Raw genomic sequence first — 23886 nt, forward strand, 5'->3', positions numbered from 1 at the left:
GTTGGTGTGCGTCGGGCGGCGGTGTCGGCCGGGCGGAGGCGCCGCGCGCTGACAGGATGCGGCGCCATGCAGCTAGTAAGACAAAAGGAACAAAAGGAAGTAGTCGGGGCGCGCGTCGCCACGGAGGCGCCCCGGAACATCCGGTCCCGGCGCGGAAGACGGTGCGCCGCCGCCCTGGCGACGCTGCTCGTCGCCGCGGTCGGCTCGGGCTGCGCCGCCGGGGCCGGTGAACCGGGAGCCACGGCAGGGCACGGCCGGCCTGGCGAGCACGGCGGGCATGGCGGGCACGGCCAGGCGGCCCCCGGCGCGCCCGACGGCCGGCGGGAGGGCGGCGCGGGGACGCTCTCGTACGCCGAGCAGACGCGCCGTACGCAGGCCGCGCGCGCCGTCGCGGCGAAGAAGTGGGGGCTCGCCAGTACGCCCCTGGCCGCGCCCCCCGCGCCCGCCGTCAAGCCGGAGATCACCAACCGGAAGGGCTTCGAGATCGAGAGCGAGGAGGAGGGCGAGAACCTGCCCCCCGTCTTCACCACGGTCCCGGTCAAGGACCGGGTCGTCTTCCTGACGATGGACGACGGCTCGGAGAAGGATCCCGACCTGCTGCGGATGATGACCGAACTGAAGATCCCGTACACCGCGTTCCTCAGCGACTACGTCATCAACGACAACTACGGGTACTTCAAACAGATGCAGGACCGTGGGGTCACCATCCAGAACCACACGCTCAACCACCCCTACCTGCCCGGACTCTCCTACGAGGAGCAGCGCACCGAGATCTGCGACCAGCAGGACAAGCTGGCGAAGCGGTACGGGAAGCGCCCCACGCTCTTCCGGCCGCCGTACGGCAACTACAACCACGACACGCTGCGTGCCGCCAAGAGCTGCGGTGCGCGGGCCGTGCCCCTCTGGACCGCCGAGGCGTACCCGGACCACATGGAGTGGCGCGAGTGGGACCGGGACCTGCACCCCGGCGACATCGTGCTCACGCACTTCCGTGGCCGCGAGGACTGGAAGGGCACCATGCCCGACATGATCCGGCACGTGATGAAGGTGATCACGGACAAGGGGTACGCCGTGGCCAGGCTGGAGGACTACGTATGAGCCCCGGGCACCGGCTGCTGGCCGGAGTGCTGGCGGCCGGTGCGCTCCTCACCGCCGGCTGTGCGCAGTCGGTGGACCCCATCGAACGGCTCGGGCGCAAGGCGGCGCAGCGGGTCGGCCCGGGGGCCCGGGAGGAGCTGGGGGGCTGGGAGAAGCCGGGGGCGCCGGAGCCGGTCTCGCGCGCGGTTGTCGTACGCCGTGACTGCGGGCGCCTCGCGCCGCAGGGACGGACGGGGGCGCGGACGGCGAAGTGCCGGGGCGCGGCGCGCCCGATACCGACCGACCCGTAAGCGCCGTGTCGTACGCGCTGTCCAGGTCCGTACCCGCGTGCGGAACCATGCCCCTCCCCCTCGCGTTTCCCTGTCGGTGAAGGCGCGCCGCGAGCATCCGTATTGGCACTCCGCTTGACCGAGTGCTAATCGCGGCCATAGTGTCAGGCCTGGCACTCCCCACTGGAGAGTGCCAAAGCGCGACTGACGGATCCGGCACCCGCGACGACGGGTCCATCTGGTCGCCACCCTCAGACAGTTAACCCCGTGAGATCTCCGAAGGGGGAGGTCGGATCGTGACGACCGCCAGCACCAAGGTTGCCATCAAGCCGCTAGAGGACCGCATTGTGGTCCAGCCGCTCGACGCCGAGCAGACCACGGCCTCTGGCCTGGTTATCCCGGACACCGCCAAGGAGAAGCCCCAGGAGGGCGTCGTCCTGGCTGTGGGCCCGGGCCGTTTCGAGAACGGCGAGCGGCTTCCGCTCGACGTTTCCGTCGGCGATGTCGTTCTGTACAGCAAGTACGGCGGCACCGAGGTGAAGTACAGCGGCGAGGAGTACCTCGTCCTCTCGGCTCGCGACGTGCTCGCGATCATCGAGAAGTAACTCACCCAAGATTTACTTTTGCTTTTGAGCTGCGCCCCTGGCCCCCCTGCGAATGCCGGGTGGACAGGGGCGCAGCTCATTTGAGAGGACAGAGAAGCTCCCATGGCGAAGATCCTGAAGTTCGACGAGGACGCCCGTCGCGCCCTTGAGCGCGGCGTCAACAAGCTTGCCGACACGGTGAAGGTGACGATCGGCCCCAAGGGCCGCAACGTCGTCATCGACAAGAAGTTCGGCGCCCCCACCATCACCAACGACGGTGTCACGATCGCTCGCGAGGTCGAGCTCGACGACCCGTACGAGAACCTGGGTGCCCAGCTCGTGAAGGAGGTGGCGACCAAGACCAACGACATCGCGGGTGACGGCACCACCACCGCCACCGTGCTGGCCCAGGCGCTGGTCCGCGAGGGTCTGCGCAACGTCGCCGCGGGCGCTTCCCCGGCCTCCCTGAAGAAGGGCATCGACGCCGCGGTCAAGGCCATCTCCGACGAGCTGCTCGCGACCGCCCGCCCGATCGACGACAAGTCCGACATCGCCGCCGTCGCCGCGCTCTCCGCGCAGGACGAGCAGGTCGGCGAGCTCATCGCCGAGGCGATGGACAAGGTCGGCAAGGACGGTGTCATCACCGTCGAGGAGTCCAACACCTTCGGCCTGGAGCTGGACTTCACCGAGGGCATGGCCTTCGACAAGGGCTACCTGTCCCCCTACATGGTGACCGACCAGGAGCGTATGGAGGCCGTCCTCGACGACCCGTACATCCTGATCCACCAGGGCAAGATCGGCTCGATCCAGGACCTGCTCCCGCTGCTGGAGAAGGTCATCCAGGGCGGCAGCTCCAAGCCGCTGCTGATCATCGCCGAGGATGTCGAGGGCGAGGCGCTCTCCACTCTCGTCGTCAACAAGATCCGCGGCACGTTCAACGCGGTCGCGGTCAAGGCCCCCGGCTTCGGTGACCGCCGCAAGGCCATGCTCGGCGACATCGCCACCCTCACCGGTGCGACCGTCATCGCCGAGGAGGTCGGCCTCAAGCTCGACCAGGCAGGTCTGGACGTGCTGGGCTCCGCCCGCCGCGTGACCGTCACCAAGGACGACACGACCATCGTCGACGGTGCGGGTGCCTCCGACGAGATCACCGGCCGCGTCAACCAGATCAAGGCCGAGATCGAGTCCACGGACTCCGACTGGGACCGCGAGAAGCTCCAGGAGCGCCTCGCGAAGCTGGCCGGCGGCGTGTGCGTGATCCGTGTCGGCGCCGCCACCGAGGTGGAGCTGAAGGAGAAGAAGCACCGTCTGGAGGACGCCATCTCCGCGACCCGCGCCGCGGTCGAGGAGGGCATCGTCTCCGGTGGTGGCTCCGCTCTGGTGCACGCCGCCAAGGTGCTGGAGGGCAACCTCGGCAAGGAGGGCGACGAGGCCACCGGTGTCGCGGTCGTCCGCCGCGCCGTCGTCGAGCCGCTGCGCTGGATCGCCGAGAACGCCGGCCTTGAGGGCTACGTCATCACCTCGAAGGTGGCGGAGCTGGACAAGGGCCACGGCTTCAACGCCTCCACCGGCGAGTACGTCGACCTGGTGAAGGCCGGCGTCATCGACCCGGTCAAGGTCACGCGCTCCGCCCTGGAGAACGCCGCGTCCATCGCCGCGCTGCTGCTCACGACCGAGACCCTGGTCGTCGAGAAGCCGGCTGAGGAAGAGGGCGACGCGGGCCACGGCGGCCACGGCCACAGCCACTGAGGTTCGCCGTCGTGGCCGGCTGAACCGCCGCCGCTTCCGCGCGAAAAGCAGCCGGGCCCGGTACCCCAGGAGGGGTGCCGGGCCTCGCCTGTTGCCGCAGAGTTGCTGCGGCGCAGTGCCGCTGGGGTGCGGGGTCGCTGTGCCGCGTTGCTTCGTGCTTCGGTGTGCTTCGGTGCCGCGCGTTACTGCGGGCCGTACTTGCGCCCCGTCTTCGACGTGACCCCACCGAGCAGCCCGCGCGGGGCCAGCTTGACCATGCCCATCAGCGCCTTGTACCGCGGATCCGGTACGGACACGGTCTTCCCGCGCGCCAGATCCGCCAGCGCGGCCGTCACCAGCTTGTCCGCGTCCAGCCACATCCACCCCGGGATGTTGTCCGTGCCCATCCCGGCCCGGTCATGGAACTCGGTCCGTACGAAACCGGGGCACAGCGCCATCAGCCGTACCCCCGTCCCCGTCAGATCCCGCGCCACGCCCTGGGTGAACTGCACGACCCACGCCTTCGAGGCGCCGTACGTCCCGCGCGGCACGAACGCGGCGACCGACGACACATTGACGACCCCGCCCCGCCCGCGCGTCTTCATGCCGCTGACCCCGGCCGACGTCAGCCGCAGCACCGCCTCGCAGTGCACCTTCAGCATCGTCAGCTCGTCGGCCATCGAGACGTCGAGGAAACGGCCCTTGTTCCCGAAGCCCGCGTTGTTGACCAGCAGATCCACCGCGTGTCTGCGGTCCGAGAGCCGCTTCTCCACTGCCTCGATCCCGGCGTCCGTGGACAGGTCGGCGGTCAGCACCTCGGCCTCGATGCCGTGCAGGTCGTGCAGTTCGGTGGCCTGGTCACGCAGGCGCTCGGTGTCGCGGGCCACGAGCACGAGATTGTGCCCGTCCGCCGCCAGCCGCCGCGCGAAGGCGGCGCCGATGCCCGCCGTCGAGCCCGTAATCAGAGCAGTCGTCATACGCGCACGGTAGTGCCTGCGCCGTGGTGGCCCGGGCCCCGTCCAGATCCGTCCGCCTCGCCCCGGCCCGCCCCGGCCCGCCCCGGCCCGGAGGCCGGACGGCGACCGGACGCCACCAGGACCTACCCGCGCCCGCCGCGCTTCTCCACATACTCCCGCGCGGTTCTCAACTCCTCCCCGTGCAGCGCCTCCCCGGCCGCGAGGACGCGCGGCAGCAGCTCACGCTCCGTCGTGACCGCCCGGAACGCCAGGCTCACCGTCACCTCGTGGTCCGGCCGGTGGACCACCTCGATCGGGTCACCCGCGCGGATCTCGCCCGGAGTGATGACCCGCAGATAGGCGCCCGTCACCGCCTCCCGCGTGAAGCGCCTGACCCAGCCCTTCTCGCCCAGCCAGGCCTGGAACGTACGGCACGGAATCCGCCCGCTCGTCGTCTCCAGCACCACCTCGGAACCGATCCGCCAGCGCTCCCCGATGCGCGCGCCCATGATGTCGAGGCCGGACGTCGTCAGATTCTCGCCGAAGGTGCCGTTGGGGATCGGCCGCCCCAACTCGCGCTCCCAGAAGTCGAGATCCTCCCGCGCGAACGCGTACACCGCCTGGTCGCTGCCGCCGTGATGACGCAGATCGCAGACCGCGTCCCCGGAGAGCCCGCTCGCCCCCTCGCCCTTGATGCCCGGGTCGGCCACCCGGACGGGACCCTCGGCCGGGCGCTTGTCGATCCCCGTGGCACCGCCGGGCGCGTCCGTGTACTCCACGGCTTTCGGCCGCCCCACATTCACGGTCAGAAGCTTCATGCCCCACACGCTAACCACCCCCCACCCAAGCGATCCACTCAATTCTCATCGATACCCCCAAGGATCACTTATATTCAGGACATGCGAGGAATGATCGAGGCCCGCCATCTCCGTGTGCTGCGCGCCGTGGCCGCCACCGGCTCCTTCTCGGCCGCCGCGCGCGAGCTGGGGTGTACGCAGCCGGCCGTCAGCCAGCAGATGAAGGCGCTCGAATCCTCCGCGCGGACGCCGCTGATCGTCCGGACGGGCCGCGAGACGCGGTTGACCCAGGCGGGTGAAGCGCTCGTACGGCACGCGACCGGGATCCTCGCCGGGCTCACCGCAGCGGAGGAGGAGATGGCCGCCATCGCCGGGCTGCGCGCGGGCCGGGTCCGGCTGGTCTCCTTCCCGAGCGGCAGCTCCACCCTCGTCCCCACCGCGCTGGCGGCCCTGCGCGCCGCCCACCCCGGCACCCGTGTCTCGCTCGTCGAGGCGGAGCCGCCCAGATCGGCGGCGATGCTGCGGGACGGCGACTGCGATGTGGCGCTGGCGTTCCGGTACGGCGGTTCGGCCGCGGAGTGGGACGACCTGGTCGTCCGGCCGTTGCTGAGGGACCGGCTCGTGGGGCTCGTCCCCGAGGACCACCGGCTCGCGGACTCGGACGGTGCCGCGCTCGGTGAGTTCGCCGGCGAGTCGTGGATCGCGGGGTGCCCGCGCTGCCGTACCCAACTCGTCGACGCCTGCGGAGCGGCGGGGTTCGCGCCCCGGATCGACTTCGCGACCGACGACTATCCGGCCGTGGTCGGGCTGGTCGCGGCGGGGCTCGGGGTGGCGATGCTGCCGGAGCTGGCGTTGGAGTCGGTCCGTACCGAAGGCGTGCGGGCGCTGACGGTCGAGCCGTCCGTGGAACGGGAGATCGTCGCGCTCACGCTGCCGGACCTTGCGCAGGTCCCGGCCGTCGCGGCCATGCTGGACCAGCTCGCCCTCGCCGCCTCACGCTGACGCCGTCTCGCGCCGAATCGCGACGCCCAGGCGTGCGGAAACGTTTCTTCCGTAGGGGGGAGGTCGTGTTCACTCCAGCCGGTGATGGTGGTGCCCTCCGGGCCCCGCGCCCCCGCCCGGCCCCGGCCCGGACGCGGAAGCCGACGCCGACGCTGATTCCGACGCGGGTGACGGCGCGGCGGCGTGCGCCGTGATCAGCCGGCTGCGCGCCCGCCCCATCAGCTCCTCGCGCTCGTCCTCGGTCAGCCCGCCCCACACGCCGTACGGCTCCCGTACCGCCAGTGCGTGCGCCGCGCACTCCGCGCGGACCGGGCACCGCATGCACACCTCTTTCGCCGAGTTCTCACGCGCGCTTCGTGCCGCGCCCCTCTCCCCCTCCGGGTGGAAGAAGAGCGAACTGTCCACACCACGACAAGCCGCGAGGAGCTGCCAGTCCCACAGATCTGCGTTCGGTCCGGGAAGGCGGGAGAAATCTGCCATTGCTCATGTCCCCTTGAAACCGTGCTGAGGCGGATACGGGCCGCTTGGACGCCGGGTACAAGCCCGGCGCGTACCCGCGCCGGTGCTCCCGACCGTACATCTACTATGTAAGTAGATGTAAATATGACTCATTGCGAATCTAGCCACAGACACCAGCAAAAGTGAAGAAAAGCCGCTAAATGGGGCATAGCTCTGACCGGGCACCGGAAGACTTCCTGTCGCTCTCCTCCGTGTGCGACCACTTACGGGGAGTGCCGAACTCGGCCGTCGGACCCGTAACTCTTTCGAGTGACCGTCGTTGAATGTGCGAGGCGATTGAGAGAATGAGCGATCGGGCACATGTCCGAGAGCGTCAATCGCACAGGTGACGATATGTACCCAGCCTGGAGGCTCAAGGTGACGCGCACTAGCTGCGGAGGACGGTCATGACATCCGTCCTCGTCTGCGACGACTCCCCGCTTGCCCGAGAGGCGCTTCGCCGCGCGGTCGCGACCGTGCCCGGTGTCGAGCGCGTGACGACCGCGGCCAACGGCGAGGAAGTCCTCCGCCGCTGGGGTGCCGATCGGTCGGATCTCATTCTGATGGACGTACGAATGCCCGGGCTCGGGGGGGTCGAGACCGTCCGCCGACTGCTCTCGGCCGACCCCGGCGCCCGGATCATCATGCTCACGGTCGCGGAGGATCTGGACGGGGTCGCACTCGCGGTCGCCGCCGGGGCCCGCGGCTATCTGCACAAGGACGCCTCGCGCGCCGAACTGCGCGCGACGGTCACGCAGGCGCTCGCCGACCCGACCTGGCGGCTCGCCCCGCGCCGGCTCAGGTCGGCCGAGATGGGCGCCGCGCCGACGCTCACGGCACGCGAGATCCAAGTGCTCGAAGGCATGAGCCACGGCCGCTCCAACGCCGAGATCGGCCGTGAGCTGTTCCTTTCGGAGGACACGGTCAAGACGCACGCCCGGCGGCTGTTCAAGAAACTCGGCGCCTCCGACCGGGCGCACGCGGTGGCGCTCGGCTTCCGCTGGGGCCTGGTCCGCTGACGTACGACCGGTCCCGATTCCTCGCCCGCCGGCGGTCTCCGACGGCGGGCGAGCCGGTGCTCCGGCGCGATGCGCGGCGCTCGGCGAGGTGCGTTCCGGGCGCCGGGTGAGGCAACGTACGCCCGTACACACCCGTTTCCCGCGCTATGCCGCATCCTTGAGATGTGGACTTCCACGGGGACGAGTCGGACGAGCGCGAGGGGAGAGCGCAGGAGATGAGTTCTGCCGCACCCGCTCATAACGCTTCGGTGCACAACTACGGACGCAGTGCCACCGATCAGCAGCCGCCAAGGCACCATGGACCGATGCGCGAAGACGAGCCCACGGTGATTGGTGCGCTCGTTCACCGCGCCGTCGACGGTGACGAACGGGCGACGCACGATCTTCTGGCCCGCGTACACCCGCTCGCGCTGCGCTACTGCCGTACGAGACTCAACCGGCTGCCGGGTGACGCGCGCCACTTCGTCGAGGACCTCGCGCAGGAGGTGTGCGTCGCCGTGCTCATGGCGCTGCCGCGCTACCGCGACACCGGGCGGCCCTTCGAGGCGTTCGTCTTCGCCATCGCCGGACACAAGGTCGCCGACCTCCAGCGGGCCGCCATGCGGCACCCGGGATCCACGGCCGTACCGTCCGACGAGATGCCCGAGCGGCCCGACGACTCGCTGGGCCCCGAGGAGCGCGCGCTGCTCAGCAGCGACGCCGAATGGGCCAAGAAACTGCTGGCCAACCTGCCGGACAACCAGCGCGAACTGCTGGTTCTGCGGGTCGCGGTCGGGCTCACCGCGGAGGAGACCGGGCAGATGCTGGGCATGTCCCCGGGAGCGGTGCGGGTCGCCCAGCACCGCGCGCTGAGCAGACTGCGGGCGCTCGCGGAACAGTGAGCGGACGCGCCCCCCGCGTGCGCCGGCCGCACTCCCCGCGCACGTCGGGGCGGGCGCGCACGCGCGGCGGGGAGCGGCGGGGCGTGTGTTTGCGCCTACGGGGCCGTTTGCCGTACGAACGTACAAAGCCGGATCGGTGATCTCAAGCGTGGAATGAGAGGCCCGCAGAGGCCGTTAGCATGGACATCCGCACCGATCAAGGCCATTTGGGGAAGGTGTCATGACTGCAAACGTCGACGGAGTGCCCGAGAAATTCGCGACGCTCGGGCTGACATACGACGACGTGCTGCTGCTGCCGGGCGCCTCGGAAGTGCTGCCGAACCAGGTGGACACCGCGTCTCTGGTCTCGCGGAACGTCAAGGTGAACATCCCGCTGCTCTCCGCGGCGATGGACAAGGTCACCGAGGCCCGCATGGCGATCGCCATGGCGCGGCAGGGCGGCGTCGGGGTGCTGCACCGCAACCTCTCCATCGCCGACCAGGCCAACCAGGTCGACCTGGTGAAGCGCTCCGAGTCCGGCATGGTGACCGACCCGATCACGGTCCACCCGGACGCGACGCTCGCCGAGGCGGACCAGCTCTGCGCCAAGTTCCGGATCAGCGGCGTCCCGGTCACCGACCGCGGAGGCAAGCTGCTCGGCATCGTCACCAACCGTGACATGGCCTTCGAGGCGGACCGTACGCGCCAGGTGCGCGAGGTCATGACCCCGATGCCGCTGGTCACGGGCAAGGTCGGCATCTCCGGCGTGGACGCCATGCAGCTTCTGCGCCGTCACAAGATCGAGAAGCTGCCGCTGGTCGACGACGCGGGCATCCTCAAGGGCCTGATCACGGTCAAGGACTTCGTCAAGGCCGAGAAGTACCCGAACGCGGCCAAGGACGGCGAGGGCAGGCTGCTCGTCGGCGCGGCCGTCGGCGCCAGCCCGGAGGCGCTGGAGCGCGCCCAGGCGCTGGTCGCGGCGGGTGTCGACTTCCTCGTCGTGGACACCTCGCACGGCCACAACAGCAACGCGCTGGGCTGGATGTCCAAGATCAAGTCGAGTGTTCCCGTCGACATCATCGGCGGCAACGTCGCCACCCGGGACGGCGCCCAGGCGCTGATCGACGCGGGTGTGGACGGTGTCAAGGTCGGCGTGGGTCCCGGCTCCATCTGTACGACCCGTGTCGTCGCCGGCATCGGCGTCCCGCAGGTCACCGCGATCTACGAGGCGGCCGTGGCGTGCCAGGCGGCCGGGGTCCCGGTCATCGGCGACGGCGGCCTCCAGTACTCCGGCGACATCGGCAAGGCCCTCGCGGCCGGGGCCAGCACGGTCATGCTCGGCAGCCTGCTCGCCGGGTGCGAGGAGTCGCCGGGCGAGCTGCAGTTCATCAACGGCAAGCAGTTCAAGTCGTACCGGGGCATGGGCTCGCTCGGCGCGATGCAGTCGCGCGGCCAGGGCCGCTCCTTCTCGAAGGACCGCTACTTCCAGGCCGAGGTCGCCGCCGACGACAAGCTCGTCCCCGAGGGCATCGAGGGCCAGGTCCCCTACCGCGGCCCCCTCTCCGCCGTACTGCACCAGCTCGTCGGCGGACTGCGCCAGACGATGGGGTACGTGGGCGCGGCGTCCATCGACGAGATGGAGCGCAAGGGCCGCTTCGTGCGGATCACGTCGGCGGGCCTCAAGGAGAGCCACCCGCACGACATCCAGATGACCGTCGAGGCGCCGAACTACACGGGCCGCTGACGCCGTGGCCGGCCGGTGAAGGTTTTTCCCGTACCCGTCGTCGGACGACGAGCGGTCGACCGCTCGTCGTTTGCGCGGCCGGCCGCACGCGGGTCCTCCCTGAGGAGCGACCGCGGGGATACGGGGATACTGGTACGGCAGACGTAGAGGGAAAGGCCACACATCGTGACTGAGATCGAGATCGGGCGCGGCAAGCGCGGCCGCAGGGCGTACGCCTTCGACGACATCGCCGTCGTCCCCAGCCGGCGCACCCGGGACCCGAAGGAGGTCTCGATCGCCTGGCAGATCGACGCCTACCGGTTCGAGCTGCCGTTCCTGGCCGCTCCGATGGACTCCGTGGTCTCGCCGCGCACCGCCATCCGCATCGGCGAGATGGGCGGCCTGGGCGTCCTCAACCTGGAGGGTCTGTGGACCCGGTACGAGGACCCCGAGCCGCTGCTCGACGAGATCGCCGAGCTGGACGAGTCGAGCGCGAACCGCAGGCTCCAGGAGATCTACGCCGAGCCGATCAAGGAAGAGCTGATCGGTCAGCGCATCAAGGAGGTGCGGGACTCGGGCGTCGTCACGGCCGCCGCGCTCTCGCCGCAGCGCACCGCGCAGTTCTCCAAGGCCGTGGTGGACGCCGGGGTCGACATCTTCGTCATCCGCGGTACGACGGTATCCGCCGAGCATGTCTCGGGCGCCGCCGAGCCGCTCAACCTGAAGCAGTTCATCTACGAGCTGGATGTCCCGGTCATCGTCGGCGGCTGTGCCACGTACACCGCGGCGCTGCACCTGATGCGTACCGGCGCGGCGGGCGTGCTGGTCGGCTTCGGCGGCGGCGCGGCGCACACCACCCGTAACGTGCTGGGCATCCAGGTCCCGATGGCGACGGCCGTCGCGGACGTCGCGGCGGCCCGCCGCGACTACATGGACGAGTCCGGCGGCCGGTACGTGCACGTCATCGCGGACGGCGGCGTCGGCTGGTCCGGCGACCTGCCCAAGGCGATCGCGTGCGGCGCGGACTCGGTGATGATCGGATCGCCGCTGGCGCGGGCCACGGACGCGCCCGGCAAGGGGCGGCACTGGGGCATGGAGGCCGTCCACGAGGACGTGCCGCGCGGCAAGCTGGTGGACCTGGGCATCGTCGGCACGACGGAGGAGGTCCTGACGGGCCCCTCGCACATCCCGGACGGGTCGATGAACTTCTTCGGCGCTCTGAAGCGGGCGATGGCGACGACGGGCTACAGCGAGCTGAAGGAGTTCCAGCGCGTCGAGGTGACGGTCGCGGACTCGCAGCACCGCCGCTGAACACCGTCCTGCCGGGACGTATGAAGGCGTGTTACGGAAAAGGCCGCTTCCTGAAGGAGGCGGCCTTCTCCTTGTCCGGCCTCTTCTAGGCGGTGGCCTTTTCTACGCGGTGGCCTTCTTCGCGCCGGAGAAGGCGGCGAAGGCGGCCAGGGCGAAGAAGAGGAACGTCATGACGTCCTTGCCCTCGTTCCAGGCATCGGTCAGCAGACCGAAGTGGTCGAGGAAGACGTCCGTCGCTGACACGTTCAGCTCCTTGGCGACGATGATCGCGATGCCCACGATCTGGCCGAGGTAGACGGCGCCGAGCGCCAGCGCGCCGCTGACGACCGGCAGGACGGGGTTGGCGCCGCCCACCTTGCCGGCGACGAGCCCGATCAGGTAGCCCACCCCGATGGCCGCCCAGCCGATCTCCCGCTCGATGGCCCCGGCGATCCCGCCGTAGACACCGGCGGCGACAAGAGCGGTGACCAGGGCAGCCGCCAGGCCGAGCGCGACGGTGTCACGGGCGGGCGCGGGCGGCGGGGCGAACGGCGCGGGCGGTACGGCGCCGGGGGCGAAGGGGTTGCCGGGTGGTGGAACGGGCTGGCTCATGGTGAAAGATCCCCCCAGGGAAAACGGCGTGCGCATGACTTGCGCACGACAGCCCCGGACAGTAGCAGCCAGGTCCGACAACCGGCCGGACAATTCCCTGGAGGAGGCGGCCAGGAGGGCTCCGCGCGGCTCAGGGCCGGTGGGCTCGGAGCCGGTGGGCTCAGAGCCGGTACGCGGCGCCCGCCGGGCTCGCGCCTCTTGTGTCCAGCAGGAGCTGCGCCTTGACCGCCAGGCCCTGGAGGTCGTACGTACGGTGGTGCTGGAGCAGCACCGTCAGATCCGCGTTCGCGGCGGCCTCGTAGAGGGAGTCCGCGCGCGGTACGGGCTGTTCGCGTACGCGCCAGTCGGGGACGTACGGATCGTGGTAGCTGACCGCCGCCCCCAGATCCATCAGCCGGCAGGCGATCTCCGTGGCCGGTGAGCTCTCCTGGTCGGCGAGATCAGGCTTGTAGGTGACACCCAGGAGCAGCACCCGGGCCGCGCGCGCCGACTTGCCGTGCTCGTTGAGGAGGGCGGCGCAGCGCTGGATGACGTACTGCGGCATGCGGTCGTTGATCTCCTGGGCGAGGCCGACCATCCGCAGCGGATGGCCGGGCGTACGGCCCGCGTGCGGCAGATAGCTGGGGTCCATCGGCACGCCGTGGCCGCCGACCCCAGGGCCGGGCCGGAACGCCTGGAAGCCGAAGGGCTTGGTCTCGGCGCAGCGGATGACGTCCCAGAGGTCCACGCCGAGGTCGTGGCAGAGCACGGCCATCTCGTTGACGAGGGCGATGTTGACGTGCCGGAAGTTGGTTTCGAGGAGCTTGACGGTCTCGGCCTCGCGCGGGCCCCGCGCCCGTACGACTTTGTCGGTCAGCCGGCCGTAGAAGGCGGCGGCGGACTCGGTGCACGCGGGGGTGAGGCCGCCGATCACCTTGGGTGTGTTGGCGAAGCCGTGGGTGCGGTTGCCGGGGTCGAGCCGGCCCGGCGAGTACGCGAGGTGGAAGTCGCGGCCCGCGCGCAGCCCCGAGCCCTCCTCCAGGGTGGTGCGCAGGAAGCCCTCCGTGGTGCCGGGCGCGGCGGGCGACTCCAGCAGCACGGTGGTGTGCGGGCGCAGCTTGGCGGCGAGCGCGCGGGCCGCCTCGCCGACGGCGGTCAGATCGGGGGTGCGGTCGGCGCCGAGGGGGGTGGGCGCGCAGATCACGGCGGTACGGACCCGGCCCAGCTCGGTCGGGTTGGTGGTGGGCCGGAAACCGCCGGCGAGCATCCGGCGGACGTCGGAGGGGGTGAGCGGGCCGTCGACGGGGGTGTGGCCGGCGGCCAGCTCCGCGACGGGGCGCGGGTCGGTGTCGAAGCCGATGGTCTGGATCCCGGCGGCTACGGCGGCCTGGGCGAGGGGCAGTCCGAGATGACCGAGTCCGATGACGGCGAGATCTGCGGGCATGGCGGTGGCCGTCCTTCCCTTAGCCGGAGTGGACAGTGAGCGCAAGCCCTGTGGACAGAACGGGCGAGCGCAATGTCAGACTAGGCGTAAATATGACCGTTATGCGGCATTGCGCGGCCGGGGGAGTCGCTCTGTCGCCCGCTCGCCGGACGGCGGTCGCCGCTCGCCCGCTCGCCCGTCGGCGGTCGCTGGTCCGGCCAGGGTTATCCACAGCCGGTGGCTGAAGTCGGTGAGTGCGGACAGAATCGAGACGTGAGCCCGACCACCTGGGGGACGACGGGAGGCAAGCGGTGAGGACAGCGACACTGGGACCTGCGGAGCGCGTCCAAGCGCTCGCGGCGATGGCGGAGCGTGAACTGGACGTACTGGTCGTGGGCGCGGGCGTGGTCGGAGCCGGGACTGCTCTCGACGCCGCGACCCGGGGCCTGGCGACCGGCCTCGTGGAGGCGCGGGACTGGGCGTCCGGCACATCGAGCAGATCGAGCAAGCTGGTCCACGGAGGTCTGCGCTATCTGGAGATGCTCGACTTCACGCTCGTGCGGGAAGCCCTCAAGGAGCGGGGACTGCTGCTGGAGAAGCTGGCGCCCCACCTCGTGAAGCCCGTGCCGTTCCTGTACCCGCTGAAGCACAAGGGCTGGGAGCGGTTCTACGCGGGCTCGGGCGTCGCGCTGTACGACGCGATGTCCGTCTCGTCCGGGCACGGCCGGGGCCTGCCGGTCCACCGCCACCTCTCCCGGCGGCACGCCCTGCGGGTGGCGCCCTGCCTGAAGAAGGGCGCCCTGGTCGGCGCCCTCCAGTACTACGACGCCCAGATGGACGACGCGCGCTACGTGGCCACCCTGGTCCGTACGGCGGCCACGTACGGCGCGCAGGTCGCCAGCCGGGCACGCGTCGTCGGCTTCCTGCGGGAGGGTGAGCGGGTCGTCGGCGCCCGGGTGCGGGACGTGGAGAGCTCGACGCGGGGCGGGGCCGCGGAGTACGAGATCCGGGCGAAGCAGGTCGTCAACGCGACCGGGGTGTGGACGGACGACACCCAGGCGCTGATCGCCGAGCGCGGACAGTTCCACGTCCGCGCCTCCAAGGGCATCCACCTCGTCGTGCCCAAGGACCGGATCCACTCGACCACGGGACTGATCCTGCGGACGGAGAAGTCCGTGCTCTTCGTCATCCCCTGGGGCCGCCACTGGATCGTGGGCACCACGGACACCGACTGGGACCTGGACAAGGCCCATCCCGCGGCCTCCAGCGCCGATATCGACTACCTGCTCGAACATGTCAACGAGGTGCTGCACACGCCGCTGACCAGGGATGACGTCCAGGGGGTGTACGCGGGGCTGCGTCCGCTGCTCGCCGGGGAGTCCGATGCGACGAGCAAGCTCTCGCGCGAGCACACGGTCGCCCATCCGGTGCCCGGCATGGTCGTCGTGGCCGGCGGCAAGTACACGACGTACCGGGTGATGGCCAAGGACGCGGTGGACGAGGCGGTGCACGGCCTCGACCAGCGGGTGGCCGAGTGCGTCACGGAAGACGTGCCGCTGCTCGGCGCCGAGGGGTATCACGCGCTGTGGAACGCGCGGGCCAGGATGGCGGAGCGTACGGGCATCCATGTGGTGCGCGTGGAGCATCTCCTGAACCGCTACGGCACGCTGGTCGAGGAGTTGCTGGAGCTGATCGCCGCCGATCCGGGGCTCGGCGAGCCACTGGGCGGCGCGGAGGACTATCTGCGCGCGGAGGTGGTGTACGCGGCGTCGCACGAAGGGGCGCGCCACCTCGACGACGTACTGACGCGGCGGACGCGGATCTCGATCGAGACCTTCGACCGGGGGACGCGCAGCGCCCGGGAGTGCGCGGAGCTGATGGCGCCGGTGCTGGGGTGGGACAAGGGCCAGATCGAACGGGAGGTGGAGCACTACGAGAAGCGGGTGGAGGCGGAGCGCGAGTCGCAGCGTCAGCCGGACGACCAGACGGCGGACGCGGCACGGCTGGGGGCGCCGGACATCGTGCCCAGCTGAGCCATGCCCGTCCGGCGCGGGCTCGTGCGGGGCGTACTTGTCCGGGGCGTGCTTGTCCGGGGCGTGACGGCCCCGGGCAGGCCCGGCCGGGGCTCATACCCGCGCATCGTGCTGTCGCGTGCCCGCGCATCGTGCCGTTCCGGGCCGGTGGCCCGGGGGGAGTTGAGTCATCGGCGGCTGTGTGCCGTACTGATCACAGGCGTGCGTGGGCAGCGTGCGCCGGTGGTGGCCGGAGGGCGGGGCCGAGGGGCGTTCGGCAGCGTCAACTCGGCCTCGGTGCAGGCGGGGGCGCCCTCGTGGGGGATACTCCCGTAACTCCCTCTCTGACACCACACGTCACAGCAGGCTCACCCGTTACCGGGTATCCGTTCCGATTTCGAACGGGTGCTTGACCGGCGGGGTGCTGGGCCGGGCCCGGGGTAGTGGCAGGGTGGGGGTTCCTTCGTCGGGCCCCGCCGTGGCGGACGCCGGACCCGGGAGCAGTGGCTGTCCCGGAATGAGGGACAATGAAGGCTCTGCCAGGGCGCGTTACGGCACCGCGCGGTGAGGGCAGTCGCGGGCCAGGATCAGGGATCGCAGAGGGGACGCATGTCGGAGTCGGAGCAGTCGCGGGACACGGCGAAGGAACCTCGGCAGGACGCGGGGAAGAGCGCCGACGGCAGCCCGGAAGGGCGTCTGCTCGCGGGCAGGTACCGGCTCGGCGGGGTGCTCGGGCGCGGTGGCATGGGCACGGTATGGCGTGCCCTCGACGAGACGCTGGGCCGTACGGTCGCGGTGAAGGAACTCCGCTTCCCCTCCAGCATCGACGAGGACGAGAAGCGCCGGCTCATCACGCGCACGCTGCGCGAGGCCAAGGCGATCGCCCGGATCCGCAACAGCGGTGCGGTGACGGTCTTCGATGTCGTGGACGAGGACGACCGGCCGTGGATCGTCATGGAGCTGGTCGAGGGCAAGTCCCTGGCCGAAGCCGTGCGCGAGGACGGTCTTCTGACCCCGCGACGGGCCGCCGAGGTCGGGCTCGCCATCCTCGACGTGCTGCGCTCGGCGCACCGCGAGGGCATCCTGCACCGCGATGTGAAGCCGTCCAACGTACTGATCGCCGAGGACGGCCGCGTCGTGCTCACCGACTTCGGCATCGCCCAGGTCGAGGGAGACCCGTCGGTCACCTCGACCGGCATGCTCGTCGGAGCCCCCTCCTACATCTCGCCGGAGCGCGCCCGCGGCCACAAGCCGGGGCCCGCCGCCGACCTCTGGTCGCTCGGCGGCCTGCTGTACGCGTCAGTGGAGGGCTGTCCCCCGTACGACAAGGGCTCGGCGATCGCCACGCTGACCGCCGTGATGACCGAGCCGCTCGACCCGCCGAAGAACGCGGGCGCGCTCACCGAGGTCATCTACGGGCTGCTCGCCAAGGACCCCGAGCAGCGGCTCGACGACGCGGGAGCGCGGGCCCTACTGGAGGACATCGTCCAGGCGCCCGAGGCGGAGCCGGAGCCGCCGCTCGACGCCACCCGGGTCGTCCCGATGCCTCCGCTGCCCGAGGAACCGGCCGAGCGTACGGGCCGTAAGCCCGCCGGGGAGTCGGGGAGCGACCGGGTGCGCGGCGCGCTGCGCTCCGCGCGCAGGACCGCGGTGCCGGTGGCCGCGTCGGCCTCCGTCGGCTCGGCGGCCACCGCCTCCGCCTCCGCGGCGGCCGGGCCCCGGCCGGAGCCCGCGGCGGCTCCGTACCGGCCGGCCACACCGCGCGCGTCGCTCACCGACGTGGTGCCCCGGCGCACGCTCGTGATCATCGCGGTCGTCGCCGCGGTGGCCCTGATCTCCACCGTCCTGGTCGTCGCCCTGAGCGGTGACGACGAGAAGGATGCGGGCGCGGGCAAGGCCACCGGCGGTGCTCAGGCACCGATCGTGCCCAAGTCCGACGGCGCGAAGGGCAGCCCGGACCCGGGCAAGAGCGCGGCCGAGGACGGCAAGGGCGCCGCCACCACGGGCGGTTCGGACGAGGAGGACGACGACTCGGGCTCCGACGCGGGCTCGTCGGGCGACTCCGACGACGACGGCGGAGACAGCGGAGGCAGCGGCGACAGCGGCGGCGGGAAAGCGGGGGAGCTGCCCGAGGGGTACACCACCGTCAGCGACGCCCGGTTCCGCTTCTCGATGGCGATGCCCGAGGGCTTCCAGCGGACCGACATAGCCGGTGTGAACTCCGGCGGCATATACAACAAGTCCAGCGGCTCCTTCCCGCGCGTCCAGATCGACTTCAACGCCCAGCCCACGGACGACGCCGCGGCGGCGTGGCGAGGGGCCGAACCGGCCGTCGCGCGCAGTAGCAGCAACTACAAGCTCCTCGGTATCAAGGACATCGAGTTCAACGGCTACCCGACCGTCGCCGACTGGGAGTTCGAGCGTCAGCAGGGCGGCCAGCAGATACGGGTGCTCAACCGGGGCTTCAAGATCGACAGCACCCACGGTTACTCGATCATGGTGAGCTGCAAGGCGAGCGAGTGGGACGACACCGAGTGCAAGACCCTCCGGGAGACGGCGCACGCCACGTTCGCGCCCAAGGACTGAGCGGGCAGACCGGACTGGTGAGTTCCGGCCGAGGGCGGGAAGGATGCGGAATACCGGATGCGAACGTTCCGCAGCGGGTTGCCGCGACCCTGCGGCATGTTCCCCCGCCGCCACGTATCGTGAGAACTCGCGAACCGTACGCATCCACAATGAGCCGGTAAACGACCGGAATTGGCGGTTTCGCGGGTCTCCGTGACCAGGAGACGGCCTGTTTGTGGGGAGGCGTCGTGGACGAATACGCGGGTCGAGTGCTCGCAGACCGCTATCGCCTGCCGTTGCCGCCCTCCGACGAGTACGACCTCGTCGAGACGCGCGCGTTCGACACGTACAGCGGACAGGAAGTCCTCGTCAGGCAGGTGCCGCTGCCGGAGGTCGTGGAGGCCGAGGTCGTGGAGGCCGACGGCGGCGCGTCGCGGCGCGTCCACGGGCGTACGGCACGCAAGGCTACGGATCCGGCGGTGCGGCGGGCCATCGAGGCCGCGCAGAGCGCCGCCCAGATCCCCGATCATCCGCGTCTCGACCAGGTCTTCGACGTCTTCGCGGAGGCCGGTTCGCTCTGGATAGTGAGTGAACTCGTCGCCGCCAGACCGCTGGCCGCGCTGCTCGCCGAGAAGCCGCTGAACCCCTTCCGGGCAGCCGAGATCGCCTCCGACGTGCTCACGGCCGTACGGGTGGTGCACGCGCACGGCTGGACCCACCGGAACATCACCGTCCGTACGGTGCTCGTCTGTGACGACGGGCGGGTCGTGCTGACCGGGCTCGCGGCGGGCGCGGCCGAGGAGGCCCTGTGCGGCTACGCGCCGGTGCCGGAACCACCGGATCCGGACCCGGAGCCCGATTTCCACCAGGGCGAGGGCCAGGGCCCGAACCTGGGTCAAGGGCCGGATCCGGTCGATGACACACGGCGGTTGGGGCCCCAGGGCCATCAAGACCGTTCAGGGGACCGGCAGGACGCCCTCGGGTCCCAGGAGCGGCAGGGGCGGCCCGAACTGCCCGACGGGTTCGCGCCTTCCGGGGGAGTGCCCGGCGCCGCGCGCCAGGGACCGGCGTACGACCCGAGCCCGACCGTGGGGGTGCCCGGCGCCTCCGGCCACGCGGAGCTGGAGCCCGCGCGCCCGGAGAGCCCGTACGGGGACGGCACGTCGTCCGGTACGTCCGGCGCCTTCCCCCGGCCGCAGGGCGCCACCCCGGGAGTGCCCGCCCCGTTCGACGGCCAGCCCGCGCTGCCGAGCGGGAACGCCTCGGGAGACATCCGCGCCGCGCGCGCCGGCGCCATCGCCGCGTACCGCGCGGGCGCCCGCGCCGCCGCGCGGGCCGGCGAGGACCAGAGCTCCGGCCGGACCCCGGTGCCGCCGCTCCCGGAACCGGGCGCCGGTACCGGTACCGGTACCTCCGAGGTGGGCAGCGGTACGGGGAGCGGGCCGCGGGAGGCGCCTCGCGACGCCGGCCCCGACCCGGACTGGTGGGCCCAGCCGCGCGGCTTCTCGGCCGATCCGGACGGTGACGCCGACGCGGACGAGGACGACGATCCGCCCACCCCCTACCGCCCCCGGCTCGCCGGAACCTGGCGGGACGGCCCGGCGCCCTGGAACGACGCCTCCGGCTCCGTCCCCGCGGGCGGCGGCGGAATCCCGGGCGGCGGAATCCCGGGCGGCGGCTCCGCGCCCTACGGCCGCTCAGGACCGTACGGCCCCGACTCCGGTGGCTCCTTCGGGGGTGGCACCACCTCCGGCATCCCCGTGTCCGGCATCCCCGTGCAGGGCGACGCCGACCAGCGGCCCGGCACCGACCTGGTCATGGCCCGGGGTGGCGGTGACACCCCGTACAGGGGTCCCGGTTCCGGTTCCGGCGGCAGGAGCGACGGCGGGGGCGGCCGGCAGAGCCTCGGCGCCCACGACGCCCTGCACGCCGACGCGCAGCGGCAGTCGCTCCGGCTCCCCGCCGTCGCGGGCGGAAGCGGCGGCGGCCGGTGGGACGAGGTCATGGCGAGCAGCGCCTCGCCCGCCTACCGCGGCCCGGCCACCCCCCTCGCCGCCGAGCGCGCCCGGCAGGCCCGGATCGCCGTCGTCGGCGCGGTCACCGAGCGCTGGTCGCCCGAGCAGGCCGGCCCCGTACACGAGAACTGGCAGCTCGCGCCGCCCATCGGCCCCGCCACCGACCTGTGGGCGCTCGGCGCGCTGCTCTACCGCGCGGTGCAGGGCCATGCCCCGTATCCCGAGGAGAGCGCCATAGAGCTGGTGCAGCTCGTCTGCGCCGAGCCGCCCGCGTTCGCCGAGGAGTGCGGCCCGCTGCGGCCCGTCGTCGAGTCGCTGCTGCGTCAGGACCCGACCGAGCGCCCGGACTTCGAGGAGCTGCGCGGCTGGCTGCGTTCGCTCGTACGGTCCGCGCCCGAGCCCGAGGCCGGTCTGGACGTCGTACCGCTGCTGTCCGAGGACGCCACGAAGCTGCCGATAAAGCGGCGCCGCGGCGAGCTGGTCCGCAAGCGGCGCCGCCGGGACCTGGGCCACGGACGGCACCGTCAGAAGAAGGGCAACGAGCGCAAGGAGAAGGCGGGACGGGCCGGGAAGGTCCAGAAGTCCGCCGGGGCCGGCGTGGAGGAGCCGCAGCGGTACGAGGCGTACGAAGCCCCGCTGCGCCCCGAGACCGAGGCGATGTTCCACCGGCAGGACCGTCTCGACGACCGCCTGGACAGCGGGCTGGACGACGGCCCCGTGGGCAGGCCGGGCGGCCGGTCGGGAGGCAGGTCCGCCGACCGGTGGGACGATGGCCAGGACCGCGGCGACAAGGGGCGCGGTCCCCGTTCCCTGGGCCGCAACCTGCTGTTGCTGATCCTGCTTCTCCTCGTGCTGGCCGTCGGATACGCCGTGGTGTTCCTGCCGAAGGCCGGCACCACCGAGCAGAAGGGGCAGAGCGTCGGCGAGGCGTCCCCGAGCGCGTCGTCCGCGCCGCGGTCCCCAACGGGCGACGGCCCCGCCTCCAACAGCCCCGCGGAGAAGCCCAACACGTCCGCGCCGCAGACCTCCGGGCCCGCGGCCGATCTCGCCGACGGTTATGCGCTGCGGGAGGACACCGAGGGGTTCCGTACGGCGGTCGACAAGGACTGGCAGCGGCGTCCCATCAACGACAGCGGCCAAGTCCGTTATGTCGGTGGTGACTTCACGCTGATCGTGGTCCCCGGCCGGGACAGCGTGGCGGACAACGGCGACGATCCGCTGGCCTATCAGCGCGACAAGGAGCGGGAGCTTCAGCCCTTCCGCGACTCCTCCTGGTCCAGCGCCACCGGACTGCGCCGGATCGACGTGGGCCGCCAGGCCATGGCGGAGGGTCAGTACACCTGGCAGGACAGCAGCGGACGCCAGGTCTATGTCAGGAACCTCGCGATGATCATCGAAGGGAGGTACCACATCGTGCAGGTCATCGGCCCGGACGACCAGCGCGATCAGGTGTCCGAGATCTATCAACAGGCCACCGGCGCCTACCGCGTCACCGGCTGAGACGACCCGAGGTTTCCCGTCACTGTGTTCCCTCCGTACCCTGTGATCCCAAGGAACGGGGCTGGGACGTGGAGCATTCGCAGGGTACGGGCGCGAGCACAGGCGCGGGCGCGGGTTCAGGCGCGGCTACGGGAACGGCCGGGACGGGAAGAAGGGCCGGAACCGGTACGGCCGGTCAGGGCGTCGGCAACGGGCCGGTGCTCGCCGGGCGTTACCGCCTGGGCGAGGCCATCGGCCGTGGCGGCATGGGCAAGGTGTGGCGCGCCCACGACGAGGTGCTGCACCGCACGGTCGCCATCAAGGAGCTGACCGCCGGGCGTTACGCCTCCGAGGCGGACCGCGCCGTACTGCACCAGCGCACGCAGAAAGAGGCGCGCGCCGCCGCCCGGATCAGCCACCCCGGCGTCGTCACCGTCCACGACGTCCTCGACCACGACGACCGGCCGTGGATCGTCATGCAGTACGTCGACGGCCCCTCCCTCGCTGACGCCGTGAAGGAGTCCGGCCGGCTCGACCCCCGCGAGGTGGCCGGGATCGGCCTCGCGGTCCTCGACGCGCTACGCGCCGCGCACTCCGCCGGGGTGCTGCACCGCGATGTGAAGCCGGGCAACGTCCTGCTCGCACGGAACGGCCGCGTCCTGATCACCGACTTCGGCATAGCGGCCATCGAGGGCGACTCGACGATCACCAGAACGGGCGAACTGGTCGGTTCCATCGACTATCTGGCACCCGAGCGGGTACGGGGCAAGGACCCCGGCCCCGCCTCCGACCTCTGGTCGCTGGGCGTCACGCTCTACACGGCCGTGCAGGGGATCTCGCCGTTCCGCCGCGGCACCCCGCTGACCACGATGCAGGCCGTCGTCGCTGACGAGCCGGCCCACCCCGACCACGCGGGCCCCCTCGCCCCCGTCATCGCCGCGCTGCTCCGCAAGGACCCGGCGGAACGGCCGGACATGGCAGGGTGCGCGCGCCTGCTCCGCGAGGTGGCCGAGGGCCGGAAACCGGACGGGGCCGGCGCATCGGGCGCACCGGACCCGCGGAGCGAGGCACCGACGTACGCCGTGACCCGCCCCCTGCCGAAGGACACCACCGCGCACGCCGGGCACGAGGAGTACGTGGCGCACGCGGCGCACGCCGGGCGCTCCGGCGGCTCCGGTAGCTCCGGCGGCCTCGGTACGGGGCACCTGCCCCCGGCCGCGCCGATGCCCGCCGTCGTGACCGCATCCGTACCCGTACCGCCGTCGGCGCAGCCACCGGCGTCCGCGACCGCCCGGGGCGGTCCGGGCCGCCGTGGTCGGTGGCGTACGGCGGTGGTGGCCGTCGTGGCGGCGGCGGTCCTCGGCGGTGGCGCCGGCTTCGCCGCCCTGAAGTTCTCCGGCGGCAGCGCGGACACCGCGGACGGAACGGGCGGCTCCGCGGGAACGAACGCCTCGGCCGGACAGTCGGACGGCGGGTCCGTCGACGACGCCACCCGCTCCACCGAAGAGGGGTGGAAGCGCGTCAAGGCGCCGGAGGGCTTCAGCGTCAGCCTGCCCGAGGACTGGACGCGGCTGACGGACAGCCAGCAGATCGACTACAGCCCGGACGGTGGGCTGCACCTGCTGCGGATCAGCATCGCCAAGCCGGACTTCGAGACCCCGGCTCAGCATATGCAGAGCATGCAGGAGAGCCTGCGGCAGCGGCTGGAGTACAACTCGATACAGCTTGAGGCCAACCGGTACCGGGACAAGGAGAAGGCCGCGATCTGGGAGTTCACCTGGATGGAGAAGGGCGCCCATCCGGGCAGGCGGCACGCCATCGACCAGATTTACTACTCGGACGACAGCGGCACGGAATACGCGATCTACATGTCCGGTCCTGAGGAAGACTGGGCCGAGACGCGCAAGCAGTTCGACGCCGTACTGCGAAGCTGGCAGGAGCCGCCCGCCGGATCCGGCGGCTCCGGCGGCTGAGCGC

The 23886-nt window shown here is 71.5% G+C and carries 18 protein-coding genes; 13 read left to right on the top strand and 5 right to left on the bottom strand.

Annotated features, from left to right (window positions below; translation table 11 throughout):
- The first annotated feature begins 66 nt into the window (after positions 1-66).
- The 4 genes from ACIBJC_RS10790 (at position 67) to groL (ending at position 3700) form a co-directional block, all read left to right on the top strand.
- Positions 67-1098: a polysaccharide deacetylase family protein gene (locus ACIBJC_RS10790; RefSeq protein ID WP_399290382.1), complete on the top strand. Its 1032-nt coding sequence runs from the start codon at positions 67-69 to the stop codon at positions 1096-1098.
- On the top strand, positions 1095-1388 hold the full coding sequence (locus ACIBJC_RS10795; protein ID WP_399290384.1) for a hypothetical protein: 294 nt from the start codon (positions 1095-1097) through the stop codon (positions 1386-1388). Before ACIBJC_RS10790 ends, ACIBJC_RS10795 begins: the two co-directional genes overlap by 4 nt.
- Before the next feature lie 275 nt (positions 1389-1663).
- A complete protein-coding gene (groES, locus tag ACIBJC_RS10800; RefSeq protein WP_023539274.1) occupies positions 1664-1972 on the top strand; it encodes a co-chaperone GroES in 309 nt (102 codons plus the stop codon).
- Between the two features lie 102 nt (positions 1973-2074).
- A complete protein-coding gene (gene groL, locus ACIBJC_RS10805) occupies positions 2075-3700 on the top strand; it encodes a chaperonin GroEL (RefSeq protein ID WP_399290386.1) in 1626 nt (541 codons plus the stop codon).
- Positions 3701-3882: 182 nt separating this feature from the next.
- Here the strand turns inward: groL and ACIBJC_RS10810 are convergent, their stop codons facing one another.
- Together ACIBJC_RS10810 and ACIBJC_RS10815 are read right to left on the bottom strand one after the other, a co-directional pair.
- Positions 3883-4656, bottom strand: a complete 774-nt coding sequence (locus tag ACIBJC_RS10810; RefSeq protein WP_399290388.1) for an SDR family NAD(P)-dependent oxidoreductase — start codon at positions 4654-4656, stop codon at positions 3883-3885.
- Between the two features lie 122 nt (positions 4657-4778).
- Complete coding sequence (locus ACIBJC_RS10815) at positions 4779-5453, bottom strand: MOSC domain-containing protein (protein ID WP_399290390.1); 675 nt, start codon at positions 5451-5453, stop codon at positions 4779-4781.
- A 90-nt stretch (positions 5454-5543) separates the two neighbouring features.
- Between ACIBJC_RS10815 and ACIBJC_RS10820 the strand changes: the two genes are divergently transcribed.
- Entirely contained in the window at positions 5544-6434 is an 891-nt protein-coding gene (locus ACIBJC_RS10820; RefSeq protein ID WP_399291171.1) for a LysR substrate-binding domain-containing protein, read from the top strand.
- A gap of 69 nt (positions 6435-6503) precedes the next feature.
- Here ACIBJC_RS10820 and ACIBJC_RS10825 read toward each other — a convergent pair whose 3' ends face one another.
- Positions 6504-6914: a WhiB family transcriptional regulator gene (locus ACIBJC_RS10825; RefSeq protein WP_399290392.1), complete on the bottom strand. Its 411-nt coding sequence runs from the start codon at positions 6912-6914 to the stop codon at positions 6504-6506.
- 425 nt (positions 6915-7339) lie between these two features.
- Here ACIBJC_RS10825 and ACIBJC_RS10830 point away from each other — a divergent pair, with 425 nt between their 5' ends.
- The 4 genes from ACIBJC_RS10830 to ACIBJC_RS10845 all read left to right on the top strand — a co-directional run bounded on the left by ACIBJC_RS10830 (position 7340) and on the right by ACIBJC_RS10845 (position 11845).
- Positions 7340-7951, top strand: a complete 612-nt coding sequence (locus ACIBJC_RS10830; protein WP_003948568.1) for a response regulator transcription factor — start codon at positions 7340-7342, stop codon at positions 7949-7951.
- Positions 7952-8256: 305 nt separating this feature from the next.
- On the top strand, positions 8257-8832 hold the full coding sequence (locus ACIBJC_RS10835) for a sigma-70 family RNA polymerase sigma factor (protein WP_399290394.1): 576 nt from the start codon (positions 8257-8259) through the stop codon (positions 8830-8832).
- Positions 8833-9052: 220 nt separating this feature from the next.
- Complete coding sequence (gene guaB, locus ACIBJC_RS10840; RefSeq protein ID WP_399290396.1) at positions 9053-10555, top strand: IMP dehydrogenase; 1503 nt, start codon at positions 9053-9055, stop codon at positions 10553-10555.
- A gap of 165 nt (positions 10556-10720) precedes the next feature.
- A complete protein-coding gene (locus ACIBJC_RS10845; protein ID WP_329828703.1) occupies positions 10721-11845 on the top strand; it encodes a GuaB3 family IMP dehydrogenase-related protein in 1125 nt (374 codons plus the stop codon).
- Between the two features lie 102 nt (positions 11846-11947).
- Here ACIBJC_RS10845 and ACIBJC_RS10850 read toward each other — a convergent pair whose 3' ends face one another.
- Positions 11948-12436 (bottom strand): hypothetical protein, encoded by a 489-nt coding sequence (locus ACIBJC_RS10850; RefSeq protein ID WP_399290398.1) that lies wholly within the window; start codon positions 12434-12436, stop codon positions 11948-11950.
- A 160-nt stretch (positions 12437-12596) separates the two neighbouring features.
- Positions 12597-13859 carry a nucleotide sugar dehydrogenase gene (locus ACIBJC_RS10855; protein ID WP_329828705.1) on the bottom strand — a complete coding sequence of 421 codons (1263 nt, stop codon included), beginning with the start codon at positions 13857-13859 and terminating at the stop codon, positions 12597-12599.
- Between the two features lie 290 nt (positions 13860-14149).
- Here ACIBJC_RS10855 and ACIBJC_RS10860 point away from each other — a divergent pair, with 290 nt between their 5' ends.
- From ACIBJC_RS10860 to ACIBJC_RS10875, 4 genes are all read left to right on the top strand, one after another.
- Positions 14150-15871 (top strand): glycerol-3-phosphate dehydrogenase/oxidase, encoded by a 1722-nt coding sequence (locus ACIBJC_RS10860; protein ID WP_399290401.1) that lies wholly within the window; start codon positions 14150-14152, stop codon positions 15869-15871.
- A 588-nt stretch (positions 15872-16459) separates the two neighbouring features.
- Entirely contained in the window at positions 16460-18436 is a 1977-nt protein-coding gene (locus tag ACIBJC_RS10865) for a serine/threonine-protein kinase (RefSeq protein ID WP_399290403.1), read from the top strand.
- Positions 18437-18663: 227 nt separating this feature from the next.
- Positions 18664-21930 (top strand): protein kinase, encoded by a 3267-nt coding sequence (locus tag ACIBJC_RS10870; RefSeq protein WP_399290405.1) that lies wholly within the window; start codon positions 18664-18666, stop codon positions 21928-21930.
- A gap of 197 nt (positions 21931-22127) precedes the next feature.
- Entirely contained in the window at positions 22128-23882 is a 1755-nt protein-coding gene (locus ACIBJC_RS10875; RefSeq protein WP_399291174.1) for a protein kinase, read from the top strand.
- Positions 23883-23886 lie beyond the last annotated feature (4 nt).

Origin of the sequence: Streptomyces sp. NPDC050509, from assembly GCF_044457965.1 — a bacterium.
In the GTDB taxonomy this organism is placed as follows: Bacteria; Actinomycetota; Actinomycetes; order Streptomycetales; family Streptomycetaceae; genus Streptomyces.

Coding starts and splice junctions, on each gene's coding strand:
- ACIBJC_RS10790 (WP_399290382.1), top strand. CDS start 67: ATGCAGCTAGTAAGACAAAAGGAACAAAAGGAAGTAGTCGGGGCGCGC.
- ACIBJC_RS10795 (WP_399290384.1), top strand. CDS start 1,095: ATGAGCCCCGGGCACCGGCTGCTGGCCGGAGTGCTGGCGGCCGGTGCG.
- groL (WP_399290386.1), top strand. CDS start 2,075: ATGGCGAAGATCCTGAAGTTCGACGAGGACGCCCGTCGCGCCCTTGAG.
- ACIBJC_RS10810 (WP_399290388.1), bottom strand. CDS start 4,656: ATGACGACTGCTCTGATTACGGGCTCGACGGCGGGCATCGGCGCCGCC.
- ACIBJC_RS10815 (WP_399290390.1), bottom strand. CDS start 5,453: ATGAAGCTTCTGACCGTGAATGTGGGGCGGCCGAAAGCCGTGGAGTAC.
- ACIBJC_RS10820 (WP_399291171.1), top strand. CDS start 5,544: ATGATCGAGGCCCGCCATCTCCGTGTGCTGCGCGCCGTGGCCGCCACC.
- ACIBJC_RS10825 (WP_399290392.1), bottom strand. CDS start 6,914: ATGGCAGATTTCTCCCGCCTTCCCGGACCGAACGCAGATCTGTGGGAC.
- ACIBJC_RS10830 (WP_003948568.1), top strand. CDS start 7,340: ATGACATCCGTCCTCGTCTGCGACGACTCCCCGCTTGCCCGAGAGGCG.
- ACIBJC_RS10835 (WP_399290394.1), top strand. CDS start 8,257: ATGCGCGAAGACGAGCCCACGGTGATTGGTGCGCTCGTTCACCGCGCC.
- guaB (WP_399290396.1), top strand. CDS start 9,053: ATGACTGCAAACGTCGACGGAGTGCCCGAGAAATTCGCGACGCTCGGG.
- ACIBJC_RS10850 (WP_399290398.1), bottom strand. CDS start 12,436: ATGAGCCAGCCCGTTCCACCACCCGGCAACCCCTTCGCCCCCGGCGCC.
- ACIBJC_RS10855 (WP_329828705.1), bottom strand. CDS start 13,859: ATGCCCGCAGATCTCGCCGTCATCGGACTCGGTCATCTCGGACTGCCC.
- ACIBJC_RS10865 (WP_399290403.1), top strand. CDS start 16,460: ATGTCGGAGTCGGAGCAGTCGCGGGACACGGCGAAGGAACCTCGGCAG.